This window comes from Microbacterium ureisolvens (genome assembly GCF_019511645.1).
Classification (GTDB): Bacteria; Actinomycetota; Actinomycetes; order Actinomycetales; family Microbacteriaceae; genus Microbacterium; species Microbacterium ureisolvens_A.
This window is the reverse complement of the sequence record NZ_JAEUAX010000001.1, coordinates 215,922-233,860: the sequence shown is the minus strand read 5'-3', so window position 1 is coordinate 233,860 and position 17,939 is coordinate 215,922. Positions and strand designations below refer to the sequence as shown.

General features: G+C 69.9%; 15 protein-coding genes. 6 read left to right on the top strand and 9 right to left on the bottom strand.

All coding sequences use genetic code 11. The annotated features are described in order from the left end of the window. Window positions 1-6: 6 nt before the first annotated feature. The 5 genes from JNB61_RS01100 to JNB61_RS01080 all read right to left on the bottom strand — a co-directional run bounded on the left by JNB61_RS01100 (window position 7) and on the right by JNB61_RS01080 (window position 2,969). Entirely contained in the window at window positions 7-330 is a 324-nt protein-coding gene (locus tag JNB61_RS01100) for a DUF2469 family protein (protein ID WP_159843786.1), read from the bottom strand. A 59-nt stretch (window positions 331-389) separates the two neighbouring features. Then, window positions 390-1,049, bottom strand: coding sequence for a ribonuclease HII (locus JNB61_RS01095; RefSeq protein ID WP_220338511.1), 660 nt, complete (start codon window positions 1,047-1,049; stop codon window positions 390-392). Then, window positions 1,046-1,822 (bottom strand): signal peptidase I, encoded by a 777-nt coding sequence (lepB, locus tag JNB61_RS01090; RefSeq protein WP_220287397.1) that lies wholly within the window; start codon window positions 1,820-1,822, stop codon window positions 1,046-1,048. The genes JNB61_RS01095 and lepB overlap by 4 nt, the downstream gene beginning before the upstream one ends. A gap of 133 nt (window positions 1,823-1,955) precedes the next feature. Then, window positions 1,956-2,306 carry a 50S ribosomal protein L19 gene (gene rplS / locus JNB61_RS01085; RefSeq protein ID WP_159848582.1) on the bottom strand — a complete coding sequence of 117 codons (351 nt, stop codon included), beginning with the start codon at window positions 2,304-2,306 and terminating at the stop codon, window positions 1,956-1,958. A gap of 168 nt (window positions 2,307-2,474) precedes the next feature. Further along, window positions 2,475-2,969: an MFS transporter permease gene (locus JNB61_RS01080; RefSeq protein WP_220287395.1), complete on the bottom strand. Its 495-nt coding sequence runs from the start codon at window positions 2,967-2,969 to the stop codon at window positions 2,475-2,477. 119 nt (window positions 2,970-3,088) lie between these two features. Here JNB61_RS01080 and map point away from each other — a divergent pair, with 119 nt between their 5' ends. After that, window positions 3,089-3,871, top strand: a complete 783-nt coding sequence (gene map / locus JNB61_RS01075; RefSeq protein ID WP_159843779.1) for a type I methionyl aminopeptidase — start codon at window positions 3,089-3,091, stop codon at window positions 3,869-3,871. Between the two features lie 2 nt (window positions 3,872-3,873). Here the strand turns inward: map and treZ are convergent, their stop codons facing one another. Genes treZ through glgX form a run of 3 tightly spaced genes read right to left on the bottom strand, consistent with a single transcriptional unit; the run spans window position 3,874 to window position 10,171 of the window. After that, window positions 3,874-5,607, bottom strand: coding sequence for a malto-oligosyltrehalose trehalohydrolase (gene treZ, locus JNB61_RS01070; RefSeq protein WP_220338510.1), 1,734 nt, complete (start codon window positions 5,605-5,607; stop codon window positions 3,874-3,876). Further along, the gene (treY, locus tag JNB61_RS01065) at window positions 5,604-7,946 is read right to left on the bottom strand and encodes a malto-oligosyltrehalose synthase (RefSeq protein ID WP_220338509.1); all 2,343 of its coding nucleotides are present in this window, start codon (window positions 7,944-7,946) and stop codon (window positions 5,604-5,606) included. Before treY ends, treZ begins: the two co-directional genes overlap by 4 nt. An 11-nt stretch (window positions 7,947-7,957) precedes the next feature. Beyond that, a complete protein-coding gene (gene glgX / locus JNB61_RS01060) occupies window positions 7,958-10,171 on the bottom strand; it encodes a glycogen debranching protein GlgX (protein ID WP_220287391.1) in 2,214 nt (737 codons plus the stop codon). 310 nt (window positions 10,172-10,481) lie between these two features. Between glgX and nirB the strand changes: the two genes are divergently transcribed. The 4 genes from nirB to JNB61_RS01040 are packed head-to-tail and all read left to right on the top strand — an operon-like array spanning window position 10,482 to window position 15,359. Beyond that, a complete protein-coding gene (gene nirB, locus JNB61_RS01055) occupies window positions 10,482-13,061 on the top strand; it encodes a nitrite reductase large subunit NirB (protein ID WP_201448768.1) in 2,580 nt (859 codons plus the stop codon). Further along, window positions 13,058-13,456, top strand: a complete 399-nt coding sequence (gene nirD, locus JNB61_RS01050; protein ID WP_220287387.1) for a nitrite reductase small subunit NirD — start codon at window positions 13,058-13,060, stop codon at window positions 13,454-13,456. The genes nirB and nirD overlap by 4 nt, the downstream gene beginning before the upstream one ends. After that, the gene (gene cobA, locus JNB61_RS01045; protein WP_220287385.1) at window positions 13,453-14,226 is read left to right on the top strand and encodes a uroporphyrinogen-III C-methyltransferase; all 774 of its coding nucleotides are present in this window, start codon (window positions 13,453-13,455) and stop codon (window positions 14,224-14,226) included. The genes nirD and cobA overlap by 4 nt, the downstream gene beginning before the upstream one ends. Continuing rightward, window positions 14,223-15,359 (top strand): uroporphyrinogen-III synthase, encoded by a 1,137-nt coding sequence (locus JNB61_RS01040; protein ID WP_220287383.1) that lies wholly within the window; start codon window positions 14,223-14,225, stop codon window positions 15,357-15,359. Before cobA ends, JNB61_RS01040 begins: the two co-directional genes overlap by 4 nt. 88 nt (window positions 15,360-15,447) lie before the next feature. Here the strand turns inward: JNB61_RS01040 and trmD are convergent, their stop codons facing one another. Then, the gene (gene trmD / locus JNB61_RS01035) at window positions 15,448-16,143 is read right to left on the bottom strand and encodes a tRNA (guanosine(37)-N1)-methyltransferase TrmD (RefSeq protein ID WP_220287381.1); all 696 of its coding nucleotides are present in this window, start codon (window positions 16,141-16,143) and stop codon (window positions 15,448-15,450) included. 181 nt (window positions 16,144-16,324) lie between these two features. On the opposite strand from trmD, the gene JNB61_RS01030 reads away from it, so the two are divergent. Next, entirely contained in the window at window positions 16,325-17,758 is a 1,434-nt protein-coding gene (locus JNB61_RS01030; protein WP_220338508.1) for an MFS transporter, read from the top strand. Window positions 17,759-17,939 lie beyond the last annotated feature (181 nt).

Here is a 17,939-nt window from a genome sequence, read left to right as displayed (position 1 = left end):
CGCTGCTCAGCTGTCGAGCGAGAGCTCTTCAGGGAGGTGGAAGTCGCGACGCGACAGTTCTTCGACGTTGACATCCTTGAACGTGAGAACGCGCACCGCCTTGACGAAGCGATCGGCGCGGTAGATGTCCCAGACCCACACGTCCGACATCGAGATCTCGAAGTAGAAGTCGTGCTCGGTGTCGCGGCGCACGACGTTGACCTCGTTCGCGAGGTAGAAGCGCCGCTCCGTCTCGATCACGTACTGGAACTGCGAGACGACATCGCGGTACTCGCGGTACAGAGCGAGCTCGAGCTCGCGGTCGTAGTCTTCGAAGACCTCGTCATCCATGGTGCATCCATCCTATGGGCGCGCGCGGGCCCGGCGACCCGCGCGCGTGCGGGGCGCGCTCAGAAGAGCGTCGGCGCCTCTGCGATCGACCACGATGCGCGATGGTGCCGGCTGATGCCGTGGGTGCGGATCGCCTCGCGGTGGTCGGGGCTGGCGTAGCCCTTGTTGCGGGCCCAGTTGTACGCAGGGAGCTCGTCGTGCAGCTCGGTCATGAGGCGGTCGCGGGCGACCTTGGCGATGACGGACGCTGCCGCCGCCGATGCGCAGTCGCGATCGGCTTTGATCACCGGTCGCACCATGAGGCCCCACTCCCCGGCGGGACGGATGTAGTCGTAGTTGCCGTCGAGGATGACGATCGCGTCCTCGGGGACGACGCCGTGCGCGCGCAGGTCCGCGATCGCCCTGATCGAGGCGAGCCCCAGAGCGCGCATGATGCCGATCTCGTCGATCTCCTCGGAACTCGCCCAGCCGACGGCGCTCGCCGCGACCCACGACGCCGCGCGCGCCGCGACGTCGGCGCGCTTGGGCTCGGGCACCAGCTTCGAGTCCCGCAGGCCTGGAGGGATGCGCTTACGCGAGCGGGGGGCGTCCACGACCGCCGCTCCGACCGCGACCGGACCCGCCAAGGCGCCTCGTCCCACCTCGTCGCACGCGATGACGAGCGTGTGCTCGCGCAGCAGTCGGCGCTCGAGCGTGAGACGGGGCTCGGCGGCGGTCACTGCCCGCCGCCCTCCGGTTCCGCGTCGGGAACCCCGGCGAACACCTCGTGATGGAAGTCGAGCAGCCCGAAGCGGTCGAAGGGCCAGGTCACGAGGAACGCGCGGCCGACGAGGTTGTCGATCGGCACGAAGCCCTTGCCGGGCTGATCGGTGTTGTACCGCGAGTCCTTCGAGCGGTACCGGTTGTCGCCGAGCACCCAGAGGCTGTCCGCGGGGACTGTGACGTCGAACGGGTCTCCCGAGGCCGCGGTCTCACCTTCCGGCAGCTTGAGATAGGCGGCCTCGTCGATCGGCACATCGTTGACGGTGATCTGCCCGATGGCGTTGCAGCACACGACATGATCGCCCGGGAGGCCGATGATGCGCTTGACGAGATGGTCGTCGCTGTCGGGCGCTGCCAGACCGACGAGCGAGAGCACCCACTCGACGCCCTCGACGACCGGCGGACGCGCGGGCTCGGTGCTGGGAGGGAGCCAGCCGCCCGGATCCTGGAAGACGACGATGTCGCCGCGTTCGTAGCTGCCGAACCGCGGCGTGATCTCGTCGACGAGGATGCGGTCCTTGACGTGGAGGGTGTCCTCCATCGATCCGGAGGGGATGTAGAACGACCGCACGAGGAACGTCTTGACGACGAGCGAGACGAGCACCGCGATCAGGATGATCACGACCACGTCGCGCAGGAACACCAGCCAGCCCCGGCGACGCGGCTGGATGGTCGCGGCGGGCTCGGGCCCGGGCGCCGGCTCGGCCGGAGCCGACTTCTCGGTCGTCATGAGTTCCTTCGCGGGTGCCGACGGTCGCAGCGAGCCCGCCTTCAAGGGTCGCATACTCCGGCCCCTGGCGGAGTACGACGAAACCCCGGACCTCACGGGTCCGGGGTTTCGTGGAAACGCTGACGGCGAAGCGTCAGTTGCTCTCGCGCTTCTCCTTGATCTTGGCCTTCTTGCCACGGAGGTTGCGCAGGTAGTACAGCTTCGCGCGACGCACGTCACCGCGCGTCACGACCTCGATGTGGTCGATGACCGGGGAGTGCACCGGGAAGGTGCGCTCGACGCCGACCTGGAAGCTGATCTTGCGGACGGTGAAGGTCTCGCGGACGCCGTCGCCCGAGCGGCCGATGACGACACCCTGGAAGACCTGGATGCGCGAGCGGTTGCCCTCGGTGATGTTGACGTGCACCTTGACGGTGTCGCCGGCGTTGAAAACGGGGATGTCGGAGCGGAGCGAAGCCGCGTCGACGGCGTCGAGGATCTGCATGATCGTCTCTCTCTGCGGCCGCCACAGGTCGACCACGGGAAGGATGGTAAAGGAATGAGAGTGCCGCAGGCCTCCGGCATGACGCCGTACAGCTGGTTCCCCTGAGGCAGAACCGGTCAGGGCACAAACATCCATTCTGCCATGGATGCCGCACCCGGCCAAAACGCGTCAGTTCGCCGGCGGCGTCTGCTTCTCGGTGATGACGATGACCTCGCGCGGAGCCGCCTCGGGCGCATCCGTCTGAGCGGGGATGTACGCGACGCCCTCCGAGGTGCGCAGGACGAACCGCGAGGGCCGCGCCTCACTCCACAGCTGCCACAGCTCGAGCCAGAAGAGCCCGACACCGGCGAGGATGGCGACCACCATCACGGGCGCCCACCATGCCTCCGCGAAGAAGCCGAGCGAGATCACAAGGAGGTGCCAGACCGTGAAGCCCAGCACATCCCACCAGGAGACGGCGCGGTGAGCCCGCACAGTTCCACGGGCCCGCACCAGCAGCGTCAGGAGCAGCTGCCACAGGAAGACGCCCGGAATGGCCAGGAACAGGACCCACAGGAACGCCCACCCGCCGGCGTTGAACACGGCCCAGCCGACGAGGAGCCACAGCGGCAGCAGGAAGGCGGCCGGAATCAGCCAGCCGAAGAACGCGCGACGCAGCCACATGCCACTGATGCTACGCCCGCGAGCGACCCCGGTGGTCCGCTTCCGCGTGCCGCGGAGCATCCTCACAGCCCTGCGCCGACCGGTCCGACAGAATGGGAGGGAACGAGAGGATTCTCCACATGATCGAGTTGCGCACACCTGCCGAGATCGAGGCGATGAAGCCCGCCGGGCGGTTCGTCGCCGAGACCCTCGCGACGCTGCGCGACGAGACCAAGGTGGGCACGAACCTCCTCGCGATCGACCGACGCGCGCACGAGCTCATCCGCCGCGCCGGGGCCGAATCCTGCTACATCGACTACCACCCGTCGTTCGGCGCCCGTCCCTTCGGGAAGGTGATCTGCACGTCGGTGAACGATGCGGTCCTGCACGGCCTCCCCTTCGATTACGCCCTGCGCGACGGTGACCTGGTCTCACTGGACTTCGCCGTGTCGGTGGATGGCTGGGTCGCCGACTCCGCGGTCTCCTTCGTCGTGGGCACGCCGCGCGACGAGGACCTCTCACTCATCGACACGACCGAGCGGGCGCTGGAGGCCGCCATCGGTGCGGCGACGTTGGGCAACCGCATCGGCGACATCTCGGCGTCCATCGCCGCGGTCGCGCACGCGGACGGCTACTCGATCAACACGGACTTCGGCGGACACGGCGTCGGCAAGATCATGCACGGCGATCCACACGTGCCCAACGACGGAAAAGCGGGGCGCGGCTATCCGCTCCGGGCCGGACTCGTGGTCGCCCTCGAGCCGTGGTTCCTCCAGACCACCGACGAACTGGTGACCGACCCCGACGGGTGGACGCTGCGCTCTGTGGACGGATCGCGCGGCGCGCACGCCGAGCACACCGTCGCGATCACCGAGGAAGGCCCGATCGTCCTGACCGACCGCTCCTGGCTCGGGGTCCCCTGAGTTCAGCCCCCGGCCAGGGTCACGACGATCGCCGAGCGAGGGGGCAGGGAGAGCTCGCCGTCATCGATCGTCGCCCGGGGGTCGGTCGCCAGCAGCACCTCGTCGGCGCCCGCCAAGGGGAGGCTGACAGCCTCGGGCGCGAAGTTCACGACGATCTCCGAGCGACCCCTGCGCAGGCGGAACCACCGCCGCTCTTCGTCCGCCGCGGCCTCCACCGCCCGGAAGTCCGGGTCGGCGAACTCGCCACGCAGCCGACGCAGCGCGATCAGCCGCCGATAGAGACCCAGGATGCGCGCGTGGACGCCGGCATCCTTTTCATCCCACCGCAGCTTCGACCGCTGGAAGGTCTCGGGGTCCTGCGGGTCTGGGACGATCGACTCATCCCACCCCATCCGCGCGAACTCCGCCCTCCGGCCGCGGGCAGTGGCCTCGCCGAGCTCGGGCTCCGGGTGCGAGGTGAAGAACTGCCACGGCGTCGATGCGGCCCATTCCTCGCCCATGAAGAGCATCGGCGTGAACGGCGACAGCACGGTGAGGACCGCGGCGATGGCGAGGCCGCCCTCGTCGAGCGACTGCGAGAGGCGGTCGCCGGCCGCGCGGTTGCCGACCTGGTCGTGGTCCTGTGAGAAGGTGACGAGTCGCCATGTGGGGATGCGCGGATCGATGGGATGCCCGTGGTTTCGGCTGCGGAACGACGACCAGGTCCCATCGTGGAAGAATCCGCGGGTCGACGCCTTCACCAGTGCGCTCAGCGGAGCGAAGTCGGCGTAATAGCCGCTCGTCTCGCCGGTGAGTGCGACGTGGAGCGCGTGGTGGTAGTCATCGCTCCACTGCGCCGTGAGGCCGTAGCCGTCTGCCTCTCTCGCCGCGATGAGCCGCGCATCGTTCATGTCGGATTCGGCGATCAGGGTCAGGGGCCGGCCGAGGTGCGCGCTCAGGGCATCCGCAGACTCGGCCAGCTCCTGCAGGATGTGCACCGGCCGGTTGTCGACGAGCGCGTGGACGGCGTCCAGGCGCAGCCCGTCGACGTGGTGGTCGCGCAGCCACATCAGCGCGTTGTCGATGATGTGGCGACGGACCTCCGCCTCATCGAGATCGATCGAGGAGCCCCACGTGTTCGCCTCCGCGTCGCGGAGGTAGGGCCCGAACTCGGGCAGGTAGTTGCCGCTCGGTCCCAGGTGGTTGTACACCACGTCCTGGATGACGCCGAGGCCGGCGGCATGGCAGGCGTCCACGAAGCGCTGATATGCGGCCGGTCCTCCGTAAGCCTCGTGCACGGCGTACCAGAGCACGCCGTCGTAGCCCCAGTTGTGGACGCCGTTGAAGCTGTTGACCGGGAGCAGCTCCACGAAGTCCACGCCGAGGTCGACGAGGTGGGCGAGCCGCTCGGCCGCTGCGTCCAGCGTCCCCTCCGGCGTGAACGTGCCGAGATGGAGCTCGTAGACGAGACCGCCGGCGAGCTGTCGTCCCGTCCAGGCGGCATCCCGCCACTCATGTTCGCCCGGATCGAAGACCGCGCTGAGGTCGTGGACTCCGCGGGGCTGTCGGCGCGAGCGAGGGTCGGGGCGCGCGGCATCCGCGCCGTCGAGGACGAAGCCGTACTCCTCCCCCGACTCCAGCTCGATGTCGGCGCGCCACCACCCTCCCTCGCGGCGCTGGAGAGGGATGTCGTCGCCACGGCTCGGGGCGCGCAGCGCCACCGCGGCCGCCCGCGGAGCCCAGACCTCCGGGATCACGGCGCCTCCTCCGCGACCAGCAGGGCGACCGGATAGCGCTCCAGCAGCTGCGCAAGACGGATGCTGCCTGAGAAGGCGCGTCCGGTGAGCACATCGGTCGTGGGTCCGCTGTGGCGCAGCAGCACGGTGTCCTCCCAGGGTGAGCCTCCGGCCGCCCCGCGTGCAGCGAGGGCGACGGGCAGCCGCGTGGCCACGGCGACAGCACCGCCGCGGTCCACGGCGACCGCGTGGTCCGCCGCTGAGCCCACCACCGTCATGGGCGTATAGCGCGTGAACAGGTCCGGACGCTCGCGTCGCAGCCGAAGCGCGCGCGAGGTGACGAGCAGCTTCGCCGCGCCGGTGCGGTCGACGACGGGATGGTCACCCGCATCGATGCGCGCGAGCAGGCGGCGCCGCTCGTCGAAGTCGACGGCGCGCCGATTGTCGGGGTCGACGAGGCTCTGCTCCCAGAGCTCGCTGCCCTGGTACACGTCGGGCACACCCGGCCCGGTGAGCTGGAGGAGTTTTGCCGAGAGCGAGTTCGACCAGCCGGCGCCCTCGATCTCCGCGACGAAGGACTCGACGCGCGCGGTCACGTCCGCATCGTCGAAGGCGGCGTCCACCACGGCATGCATCCGCCGCTCGAAGTCCGTGTCTGGGGCCAGCCATGTGGTCGCCTCGCCGGCCTCTCGCGCCGCCTTCTCGGCGTAGCCGTGGAGCCGTTCGCGCGACGCCGGCCACGCGCCGATGATCGCCTGCCACAGCAGTGCATCGAAGGGGCCGTGGCCGGTGGTCGCGGCATCCGTCAGCTCGTCCAGCACCTCCGCCCAGCGCTCGGGAATCTCGGACAGCACCGTGAGACGAGCGCGCACGTCTTCGCCCCGCTTGGTGTCGTGCGTCGAGAGCGTCGTCATCGAGTGCGGCCACGCCGCGTGGCGCGCCGCCTGTGCCGCGTGGAACTCGCTCACCGACAGGGCGAAGACAGACGGGTCGGCGCCCACCTCGGTGAGGGTGCCCAGACGCGTGGCGCGATAGAAGGCGGTGTCCTCGACGCCTTTCGCCATCACCATGCCGCTCGTCTGCTGGAAGCGGAGCGCGGCCGGATGCCCCGGCTCGAGGAGCGTCGGCAGCACGGCGTCGATCACCGGCACGAGATCGGGCCGGTGCTGCCGCGCCTGCGCGGCCGCCTGCTGCAGATGCTCGGCACCGGCGGGGAGGTACGAGCGGTAGACGGGGAACCGGGCGAGCAGCTCGACGAGGGCGTCCTCCACGCCGGAGTCGTCCGCGGCATGCAGATCGCGGGCGAGCCTGCGGACCTCCGAGCGCAGGATGCCCTCGCCGATCGCGCGTTTGGTGGCCGCGATGACCTCAGACCAGGGCATCGCCGCAGGAAGGCCCGATCGTTCGCGCAGGCCGGCGTCCAGCGCATCCAGCGCGGGTTCGCCCTGCGGATCCACGAGGACGCGGTCGATGTCCGCGAGCGCCTCGTACCCCGTCGAGCCGTCGGCGGCGAAGAACTGGGGCAGGGCTTCGCCGTGTTCGAGGATCTTCTCGACCAGGAGGTACGCACCGCCGGTCAGGGCGTCGAGCCGCTCGAGATACTCGACCGGGGCGCGCAGCCCGTCCGGATGATCCACGCGCAGTCCGTCGACCAGCCCTTCCGCGAACCAGCGGCGCACCTCGGTGTGGGTCTCGTCGAACACCGTCGGGTCCTCGACGCGCACCGCGGCGAGACTCGAAACGCCGAAGAAGCGGCGATAGTTCAGGTCGTCCGCCTCACGCCGCCACGACATGAGCTCGTAGTGCTGCCGGTCATGGACTCGGAGCACGTCCTCCCCGTCGGAAGCGGTGCCGGGGGCGAGCGGGAAGCGGCGGTCGTAGTACCGCAGCTCTCCCGCCTCGACCCGGAGCACGCCCGAGCTCGCCGCTTCGGCGATGTCGTCTCCCAGCACCGGGAGCCGCACCCTGCCCGCCCCGAATTCCCAGTCGATGTCGAAGGCGGGCGCGTACCGCGATGAGCGGCCGTGCGTGAGCACGTCCCACCACCACGGGTTCTCCTCGGGGCGTGCGACGCCGACGTGGTTCGGCACGATGTCGACGAGCAGCCCGCGCCCGGCATCGTGGAAGGCGCGCGATGCGCGCTCGAGCCCGGCGGGGCCGCCGCGGGACGGGTCGACCCCCGTGGGATCCACGACGTCATACCCGTGATCGGATCCCGCCGACGCCGTGAGGATCGGTGAGAAGTACGCCCAGTCGACGCCGAGGTCACTCAGGTAGCCCTGGAGCGCGGCGGCGTCGTCGAGCGTGAACGACGACCGGAGCTGGAGGCGGTAGGTCGAGGTCGGGCGGCGCGGGGGCACGGGGGCTCCTCTCAGCGGCTGAGCTCAGGACGCGGCGCGGCGCCGGGCACCTCGTCGAGCCCCGCCACCGTGGTCACGGCGAGGGACGCGGCGACCGAGTGGTCCACCTCCGGCTCGGGCAGCTCGTGCTCGCGCAGCACCATCAGAGAACGCGCCTGCACGGACAAGGTCGAGCCGGGGACGACCGGCTCGGTGTCGGCGTGCACTCCCGCGGTGTCGACGATCACGTCCCACTCGGGGCTGAACTCGACCTCGGGTATGAGGAAGTCGACATGATCGTCGCCCGCGTTGAACAGGACGATGAAATGATCGTCCGTGATCGCCTCGCCCCGGCGGTCGCGCTCCCGGATGCCGTCGCCGTTGAGGAACACGGCGACCGCCCGGCCGAACCCCGAGCCCCAGTCCTCCGGCTGCATCTGCGAGCCGTCGGGCCGCGCCCACACGATGTCGGGGAGCGGTGCTCCCTCTTCCCGGCGCACTGGCCGGCCGTCGAAGAATCGCCGTCGACGGAAGGTCGGGTGCTCCCGGCGCAGCCGCGCGAGGGCCGCCGTGAACTCCACCAGCGGCTGATCCGGCGCGGACCAGTCGATCCACGTGAGCTCGTTGTCCTGCGCGTAGCCGTTGTTGTTGCCGCGCTGGGTGCGGCCGAGCTCGTCGCCGTGCAGCAGCATCGGGACGCCCTGCGAGAGCAGCAGCGTCGCGATGAAGTTGCGCTGCTGGCGCGCACGGAGGGCGAGGATCTCCGGGTCGTCCGTCGGCCCTTCGGCGCCGCTGTTCCAGGAACGGTTGTCGTCGGCGCCGTCGCGGCCCTCCTCGCCGTTGGCGTCGTTGTGCTTCTCGTTGTACGAGACGAGATCACGCAGGGTGAAGCCGTCGTGGGCGGTGACGAAGTTGATGGATGCCACAGGCCGGCGTCCGGAGTGCTCGTACAGGTCCGCCGATCCGGTGAGGCGAGAGGCGAACTCTCCGAGGGTCGCCGGCTCGCCGCGCCAGAAGTCCCTGACCGTGTCGCGGTACTTGCCGTTCCACTCGGTCCACTGCGGAGGGAAGTTGCCCACCTGGTACCCGCCAGGGCCGACGTCCCACGGCTCGGCGATGAGCTTCACCTGCGAGACCACCGGGTCCTGCTGCACGAGCTCGAAGAACGCGGCCAGACGATCCACCTCGTAGAACTCGCGCGCGAGAGTCGACGCGAGGTCGAAGCGGAACCCGTCGACGTGCATCTCGAGCACCCAGTAGCGCAGCGAGTCCATGATCAGCTGCAGAGTGTGGGGGTTGCCCACGTTCAGGCTGTTGCCGGTGCCCGTGTAGTCGGTGTAATAGCGCTTGTCGTCCTCTTCGAGCCGGTAGTAGGCCTCGTTGTCGATGCCGCGCATCGACAGGGTCGGGCCCAGGTGGTTGCCCTCCGCCGTGTGGTTGTAGACCACATCGAGGATCACCTCGATCCCGGCCGCGTGCAGCGCCTTCACCATCGCCTTGAACTCCTGCACCTGCTGGCCCCGCTGACCGCTGGACGAGTAGGTGTTCTGCGGCGCGAAGAACGCGATGGTGTTGTAGCCCCAGTAGTTCGAGAGGCCCTTCTCCTCGAGCACGGAGTCGTTGACGAACTGATGCACCGGCATCAGCTCGATCGCCGTCACTCCCAGCTTCTGCAGATGCTCGATGATCGCGGGGTGCGCGATCGCGCTGTACGTGCCGCGGATCTCCTCGGGCACAGCCGGGTGGAGCTGGGTGAGACCTCGCACGTGGGCCTCGTAGATGAACGTCTCGGAGTAGGGGGTCTTCGGCAGGCGGTCGCCGCTCCAGTCGAAGTACGGGTTCACGACCACGCCCATCATCTGGTGCGAGGCGGAGTCCTCGTCGTTGCGCGAGTCGGGATCGCCGAAGTCGTACCCGAACACAGGCTGGCCCCACTCCACCTGGCCCTCGACGGCCTTGGCGTAGGGATCGAGCACGAGCTTGTTGGGATTGAACCGCTTGCCCTTCGCCGGGTCGTACTCTCCGTGGACCCGGTAACCGTATCGCTGACCCGGCTGCACGGAGGGCAGGTAGCCGTGGTGCACGAACGCGTCAACGTCCAGCAGCTCGACGCGGGTCTCCACGCCGTCGTCATCGAACAGACACAGCTCGACATGCTCGGCTCCCTCGCTGTAGAGGGCGAAGTTGGTGCCGCTCCCGTCGAACGTCGCCCCCAGGGGGTACGGGGAACCGGGCCAGATCTGCATGCGACCTCCATTTCGGCAGGGCCTTCACCCTAGCGTTCCGAGGCGAATCGGCGGCTCGGGCTGGCGCGGACGCCGCGGACAGGGTAGGCGCGCGCCGCGGCATCCGTTCTCACATCGCCATTCCGTGCCGTGTGAGAGAAACGTTCGCTCGGGGTAACCGCCGCCGACCGGGAGGTGAAACACCCCGCTCGTAGCGTCAGCATCACCGAGTCGTCCGCCCCGAGGAGGAGCCATGGCCCACCGCGACCGTGTCAACAGCCGGAAACATGACGCTGACGCCACCGCAACAGCAGCGGCGTACGGTGACGCCATGAACGAGACCCCTGCCCTCGGCACCCATGTGGTGGTCGTCGGCGCGGGCATGGTCGCGCACCGGTTCGTCGAGAGCCTGCTCAGCCGGGCCGGCGAAGAGTGGCGCATCACACTCATCGGCGAGGAGGAGCGCCACCCCTACGACCGGGTGGGCCTGACCGGGTTCTTCGCGGGCGCCTCCGCCGAGGACCTCGAGCTCGAGCGGGCGGTGCTCGAGGACGAGCGCGTGCGGTTCCTCCGTGGCGAGGCCGTCACCCGCATCGACCGTGCCGCACGGCGCGTGACGACGCGCAGCGGCACGAGCGTCGCATACGACCGGCTCATCCTCGCGACCGGCTCGTACGCCGCACGCCTCGCAGTCGACGGCTTCGGCCTCGAGGGATGCTTCGTCTACCGCACGCTCGACGACGTCGAGAAGCTCGAGGAGTTCGTCCAGCGCCGCTCGCAGGAGCTCGGGCGTCCCCTCGTGGGAACCGTCATCGGCGGCGGGCTGCTGGGCCTGGAGGCCGCGGGCGCGCTCCAGGGGCTCGAGGTCGACTGCACGGTGGTGCAGTCCTCCGACCGGCTGATGTCGGCCCAGCTCGACCTGCCTGCCGGCAACGCGCTGCGTCGGCTCATCGAGTCGCGCGGCATCGCGGTCAAGACCGAGGCGGTCACCACGCGCCTCGACCCGGACCGCTCCGGACAGGTGACAGGCCTCGAATTCCGCGACGGGACCTACGCGCGCACCGACGTCGTGGTGTTCACCGTCGGCGTGCGCCCGCGCGACGAGCTCGCGCGCACCGCAGGCCTGGACGTGCACCCCCGCGGCGGCGTACTGATCGACGACGGCTGCCAGACCTCCGACCCGCGCGTGCTGGCGATCGGCGAGGTCGCGAACTACGAAGGCATGTGCGTCGGCCTCGTGGCCCCTGGCTACGCCATGGCCGAGGTCGCCGCGACACGTCTTCTCGGGGGCGAGGCATCCTTCCCCGGCTACGACCTGTCGACGAAGCTCAAGCTGTCGGGCGTCGACGTGGCCAGCTTCGGCGACGCCTTCGCCGAGACGCCCGGCGCTCTCGACGTCACGTATGCCGACCCCGTGGCCGGCGTCTACAAGAAGCTCGTGCTCTCGGACGACGCGAAGACGCTGCTCGGCGGCATCCTCGTCGGCGACGCGTCGGCGTACGGGTCGCTCCGGCCGCTCGTCGGAAGCGCGCTCGGCGGTGACCCGGCCGCCTACCTCATGCCCGAGGGCGGCGTCGCCGCACCGACCGGCGACCTCCCCGATGAAGCGCTGGTGTGCTCGTGCAACAGCGTCACAGCGGGCGCGATTCGTCACGCGGTGCACGAGGAGGGCTGCACGGATGTCGCGGCCGTCAAGTCCTGCACGAAGGCCGGGGCTGCGTGCGGTTCGTGCGTGATGATGGTCAAGAAGATCGTCGGGACCGAGCTCGCGAAGTCCGGGGCAGCGCTGAGCAACGCGATCTGCGAGCACTTCGACATGTCGCGTCGCCAGCTGTTCGACGCGGTGCGGGTGTCCGGCCTCGAGACCTTCAGCGCCGTCATCGAACGCTTCGGCACCGGTCGCGGCTGCGACATCTGCAAGCCCGCCCTCGCCAGCATCCTGTCGACGCTCGTGCACGGCCACGTGCTCGAGGGTGAGAACGCAGCTCTGCAGGACACCAACGACCACGTGATGGCGAACCTTCAGAAGGACGGCAGCTACTCGGTGGTACCCCGCATCCCCGGCGGCGAGATCACCCCCGAGGGACTGCTGGTCATCGGACAGGTCGCGAAGGACTTCGGTCTCTACACGAAGATCACGGGCGGCCAGCGCATCGACATGTTCGGCGCCCGTCTCGAGCAGCTCCCCGACATCTGGAAGCGGCTCGTCGACGCGGGCTTCGAGTCCGGCCACGCGTACGGCAAGTCGCTGCGCACGGTCAAGTCGTGCGTCGGATCGACCTGGTGCCGCTACGGCGTGCAGGACTCCGTGGGCATGGCCGTGCAGCTCGAGCTTCGCTATCGCGGGCTGCGCTCGCCGCACAAGATCAAGCTGGGCGTGTCGGGCTGCGCGCGCGAATGCGCAGAGGCCCGCGGCAAGGACGTCGGCGTGATCGCGACCGAGGCCGGGTGGAACATGTACGTCGGCGGCAACGGCGGCTTCACGCCGCGCCACGCGGTGCTGCTCGCCGAGGGGCTCAGCGACGAAGAGCTCCTCACAGCCATCGACCGGTTCCTGATGTACTACATCTTCACCGCCGACCGTCTGCAGCGCACCGCGCCGTGGTTCGAGGACCTGGACGGCGGCATCGAAGGGCTCCGCGAGGTCATCTTCGATGACAGCCTCGGCATCTGCGCCGACCTCGACGCGGCGATGGCAGCCCACCTCGACTCGTACGAGGACGAGTGGAAGGCGACCCTCGAAGACCCCGAGAAGCTCCGCCGGTTCGCGTCCTTCGTCAACGCGCCGACCACCCCCGACCCCTCGCTGGCCTACACCGCCGAGCGCGGGCAGCCCCGACCCGCCACCGAGGACGAGCGCGCCGACTCACGCGTGCTCATCGCCGGAACGACCCTGGAGGTGCGCCGATGACCCTCGTCGACCCGCAGACGGCCGAGTACACCGCCCCGGACGGATGGGTGCGCGTGTGCGCACTGGACGACCTCGAGGTGGAGCGCGGCCGCGCCGCCCTCCTGGGCGGCACGCAGATCGCGCTCTTCCTCCTCCACGGCCCGGACGGCGCGGCGGGTCGCGTTCACGCCGTGTCGAACCTCGATCCGTACAGCCACGCGCACGTCATCTCCCGCGGCATCGTCGGCACGCGCCAGGACATCCCCACGGTCGCATCGCCGATGTACAAGCAGGTGTTCGATCTGCGCACCGGCATCTGCCTGGACACACAGGGCAAGGAGCCGAAGAGCCTCCACGTCTGGCCCGTCGCCATCGACGACGGACACGTCCTCGTCCGCTGGGAGGGCGACCGATGACCGGAACGGCGAAGCGCACCGTCGGACGCGTCGACCTCGTCGGCGGCGGACCCGGACCCATCGATCTGCTCACGCTCCGAGCATGGCGCCTGCTGACGCGAGCGGAGGTCGTCGTGATGGACCGGCTCGGGCCGACCGACATCCGCGACCACGTCGGCCCTGACGTCGAGATCATCGACGTGGGCAAGCTCCCCGGGCACCACCCGGTGCCGCAGGACGAGATCAACGAGCTCCTCGTCGACCGTGCGCGCGCGGGCAAGCGCGTGGTGCGCCTCAAGGGCGGTGACCCCTTCGTCTTCGGCCGCGGCGGCGAAGAGGTCGCAGCGTGCCTCGCCGCCGGCATCCCGGTCGACGTCGTGCCCGGCATCTCCAGCGCCGTCGCCGTGCCTCAGGCCGCCGGCATCCCGATCACGCACCGCGGCGTCGCGGGAGCGGTGCACATCGTGAACGGGCCGTCCGAGGTCACCGAGGCCACGCTCTCGGCCCTCCGCGACGACTCCGTCACGACGGTCATCCTGATGGGGGTGGGCGCTCTGCCGCGCATCGTGTCGGACGCGCTGCACGCCGGGGTTCCTGCGGACCGCCCCGTCGCGATCGTCGAACGTGGCCATCACCGCGATCAGCGCACGACGCGCAGTACGCTGGGCTCGGTCGTCGTCGATGCGGGCATCGCCGGCGTCCGCAACCCGGCGGTCATCGTGGTCGGCGAGGTCGCTCGCGCCGGGCTGCTGTTGCCCGACCCCCAACTGGCAGGTGACATCGTCCTTTGAGCTCCACCCCGCGCCCCACCCTTTCCGCCGCGCTCGACGGCTGCACGATCGTCATCGCCGTCGATCGTCGATCGTCCGAGCTGGCGGCCGCGCTCGAGCGTCACGGCGCGCAGGTGCGCCACGCGCCCGCGCTGACGATCGTGCCCCACATCGACGACGACGCGCTCATCGCGGCGACACGCGAGCTGATCGCGCTGCAACCGGACGTGGTGGTCGCCACGACCGGCGTGGGCTTCCGAGGCTGGATGGAGGCCGCCGACGAAGCCGGACTGCTCGACGAGCTCCATCTCGCCCTGTCACGCGCCCAGATCGTGGCGCGTGGGCCGAAGGCGCGCGGCGCCATCCAGCAGGCGGGCCTCACCGCCGACTGGGTTGCCGAGTCCGAGACCTCGGCAGAGCTCGGAGAGTTCCTTCTCGCCGAGGGTGTCGCGGGCAAGCGCGTCGCCGTCCAGCACCACGGGTCGGGCGCCGACGGCCTCGACGAGCTGTTCGAGGGCGCAGGCGCCGACGTTGTGAGCCTCACGGTGTACCGCTGGGGTCCTCCTCCCGACCCGGCGGCCGTCTCGCGCTCCGTCATAGCGGCGGCGCAGGGCGAGGTCGACGCCGTCCTTTTCACGTCCGCTCCCGGCGCGGCGGAGTGGATCGCCGCTGCGCGGAACGAGGCCGTGCTCGACGAGATCGTCGACCGCGAAGCGGAGGGACGCCTGCTCATGGCCGCCGTCGGACCGATCACCGCCGGGCCGCTGCAGGAGGCCGGGCTTCGGCCGCTGATCGCCGAGCGCGGTCGCCTCGGTTCCCTCGTGCGCGCCGTCGTCACCCACTTCGGCGGTGGCGGCGCGGCGTCGCTTGCGACCTCGGCGGGGCGTCTGGAACTGCGCAGCACGGGCGTCGTGCTGGACGGCCGCCACATCCCGCTGTCGCGAAGCGCCACCGACATCGTCGCCGCGCTGTTCGACGCCCAGGGCGGGGTGGTGTCGCGGCCGCGCCTGCAGGCGGTGCTGCCACGCTCCGGAGAGAACACGCACGCGGTCGAGATGGCCGTCGCGAGACTCCGCGAGTCACTGGGCGTTCCCGATCTCGTGAAGACCGTCGTCAAGCGCGGCTACCGGCTCAACGTGATCGACCCCGCCTGACAACACGGCCCCGCCCGACACCACGAAGGATGGCCCGCACCGCTGCCACGAGAGGCAGGTGCCGCCGGCACGCGGCATCCGTCGGCGTTCAGGCCGCGGGATCCGGCTCCTGCAGCAGATCGGGCCGGTGCGCTCGGGTGCGGGCGAGGCTCTGCTCGTGCCGCCACGCGGCGATCGCACCGTGGTTGCCGCTGAGCAGCACCCGAGGAACCTCGAGCCCACGCCACTCGGCGGGCTTAGTGTAGCTCGGGTACTCGAGCAGGCCGAGCTCGTGCGACTCCTCGACGAGGCTCTCGGGGTTGCCGACCACACCCGGAATCAGCCGCGACACGGCTTCGATCACCGCCATCGCGGCGACCTCTCCCCCGTTGAGCACGTAGTCGCCCAGGCTCACCAGTCGCACGCGTCCGCGCGCCGAGTAGTGGTCGACGACGCGCTGATCGATGCCTTCGTAGCGGCCGCAGGCGAACACCAGGTGCTTCTCGTCGGCGAGCTCGCGCGCCATCGCCTGCGAGAACAGCTCACCCGCCGGCGACGGCACCAGCAGCACGGCGTCGTCGCTCAGCACCTCGTCAAGGGCCTCGCCCCAGGGTTCCGGCTTCATCACCATGCCGGCGCCACCGCCGTATGGGGTGTCGTCCACGGTGCGGTGCCGGTCGTGGGTCCAGTCCCGCAGATCGTGGACGTGCATGTCCAGGATGCCGCGATCCCGGGCCTTCCCGATCAGCGAGACGCCGAGCACGTCGAAGAACGTCGGGAAGATCGTGACGATGTCGACGCGCATGCCTTCGAGTCTAGGAGGCCCTCGTGTTTCCGACGTGTGACGGCCCGCCCACCTCGTGCGGCTGCGGCGGGTGATGGAGAAGTGATCGAGAGGTAACCGCGCGGGCAGAAGGGCCGAAACACCGCGTCTCTAGCGTGGAGACACACTCACCCCCCGTGTCCGCTCACCTCAGGGAGGCGCCATGACAACCACCGACACGCCGTCGATGACGGATACCGCTGCACCGCCCCGCACCATCTCGCCGGCCGACACGCCGGTCACCCTCACGCGCCGCCCCGGCCGCTGGATCGACGGCTGGAACGCCGAGAACCCGACGTTCTGGGCGAGCTCCGGTCGCGCGATCGCCCGGCGCAACCTCGGCTGGTCCATCTTCGCCGAGTTCCTCGGTTTCATCATCTGGCAGCTGTGGAGCATCGTCGTCGTGATGCTGCCGGCGGCCGGCTTCCAGCTCACCAGCTCGGAGTCGTTCTGGCTCATCTCACTGCCGAGCCTCGTCGGCGCGACCCTGCGCTTCCCGTACACCTTCATGGTCGCGATCTTCGGGGGCCGCAACTGGACGATCGTCTCGGCGGCGCTGCTGCTCATCCCGGCGACGCTGCTCGGCATCGTCGTGTCGAACCCCGAGACCCCGTTCGGCGTGCTGCTGCTCGTCGCGGCGCTCGGGGGTGTCGGCGGCGGCAACTTCGCGAGCTCGATGGCGAACATCACGTACTTCTTCCCGCAGAAGGAGAAGGGCTGGGCGCTCGGCCTGAACGCGGCCGGAGGCAACCTCGGCACCTCTGTCGCCCAGTTCGCCGTGCCGATCGCGGTGACGATCGGTGCCGGTGCGACCCTCAACATCTCGCTCGCCGGCTGGATGTGGATCCCGCTGATCCTCCTCGCGATGTTCGGCGCCTGGCGCTACATGGACAACCTCTCGTCCGCGAAGGCCGACTTCGGCAGCTCGGCCGCCGCTCTGCGCGAACGGCACCTGTGGATCATGGCGGTGCTGTACATCGGCACGTTCGGCTCGTTCATCGGTTTCGCGAGCGTCTTCCCGAAGCTCATCGCGGACCAGTTCCCGGAGTTCTCCACGATCCAGGTCGGGCAGGCCGCGGTCTCGCTGGCGTTCCTGGGCGCGCTCGTCGGCTCGCTCGCCCGCCCGTACGGCGGCCGTCTCGCGGACCGCTTCGGCGGCGCACGCGTGACCGTGGGGGCCTTCTCGGTCATGGCGCTCGGTGCGCTGGCGCTCGTGTGGACGCTGCCGCTGCACAACTTCGTCGTGTTCCTCGCGTGCTTCCTCGTGCTGTTCGCGGCGACGGGCATGGGCAACGGCTCGACGTACCGCATGATCCCGAGCATCTTCGCCGCCCGTTCACAGGCGCGCGGCTACGAGCCGGGTACGCCCGAGGCCACGAAGATGATCCGCAAGGCGGCCGCCGCGCTCGGGCTCATCTCGGCGATCGGCGCCTACGGCGGGTTCCTGGTGCCCCAGGTGCTCAACGCCTCGCAGCTTGCGACGGGTGGCTACCAGGCCGCGTTCTACGGCTTCGTCGCCGCGTACGTCGGGCTCCTGCTCCTGACCGTCTTCGTGTACGTGATCCCGCGAGCATCGCTCGCCAAGCAGCGCATCTGATCGCACGCGCTCCACAGAAGAGCGGATGCCTCGGCCCCGAGGCATCCGCTCTTCTGCATGTCCGCGCGCCCCGCTGACGTGTCCCTCTGTCGACCACAAGGGCCCGGCCCTTGCGACGGGAATCGCGACACGAGGGCGAGGGATGGCGACATGAACGGGTGTGGCCCACGCGGAGCTCGGC

Coding starts and splice junctions, on each gene's coding strand:
- JNB61_RS01100 (WP_159843786.1), bottom strand. CDS start 330: ATGGATGACGAGGTCTTCGAAGACTACGACCGCGAGCTCGAGCTCGCT.
- lepB (WP_220287397.1), bottom strand. CDS start 1,822: ATGACGACCGAGAAGTCGGCTCCGGCCGAGCCGGCGCCCGGGCCCGAG.
- rplS (WP_159848582.1), bottom strand. CDS start 2,306: ATGCAGATCCTCGACGCCGTCGACGCGGCTTCGCTCCGCTCCGACATC.
- JNB61_RS01080 (WP_220287395.1), bottom strand. CDS start 2,969: ATGTGGCTGCGTCGCGCGTTCTTCGGCTGGCTGATTCCGGCCGCCTTC.
- map (WP_159843779.1), top strand. CDS start 3,089: ATGATCGAGTTGCGCACACCTGCCGAGATCGAGGCGATGAAGCCCGCC.
- glgX (WP_220287391.1), bottom strand. CDS start 10,171: ATGCAGATCTGGCCCGGTTCCCCGTACCCCCTGGGGGCGACGTTCGAC.
- nirB (WP_201448768.1), top strand. CDS start 10,482: ATGAACGAGACCCCTGCCCTCGGCACCCATGTGGTGGTCGTCGGCGCG.
- nirD (WP_220287387.1), top strand. CDS start 13,058: ATGACCCTCGTCGACCCGCAGACGGCCGAGTACACCGCCCCGGACGGA.
- cobA (WP_220287385.1), top strand. CDS start 13,453: ATGACCGGAACGGCGAAGCGCACCGTCGGACGCGTCGACCTCGTCGGC.
- trmD (WP_220287381.1), bottom strand. CDS start 16,143: ATGCGCGTCGACATCGTCACGATCTTCCCGACGTTCTTCGACGTGCTC.
- JNB61_RS01030 (WP_220338508.1), top strand. CDS start 16,325: ATGACAACCACCGACACGCCGTCGATGACGGATACCGCTGCACCGCCC.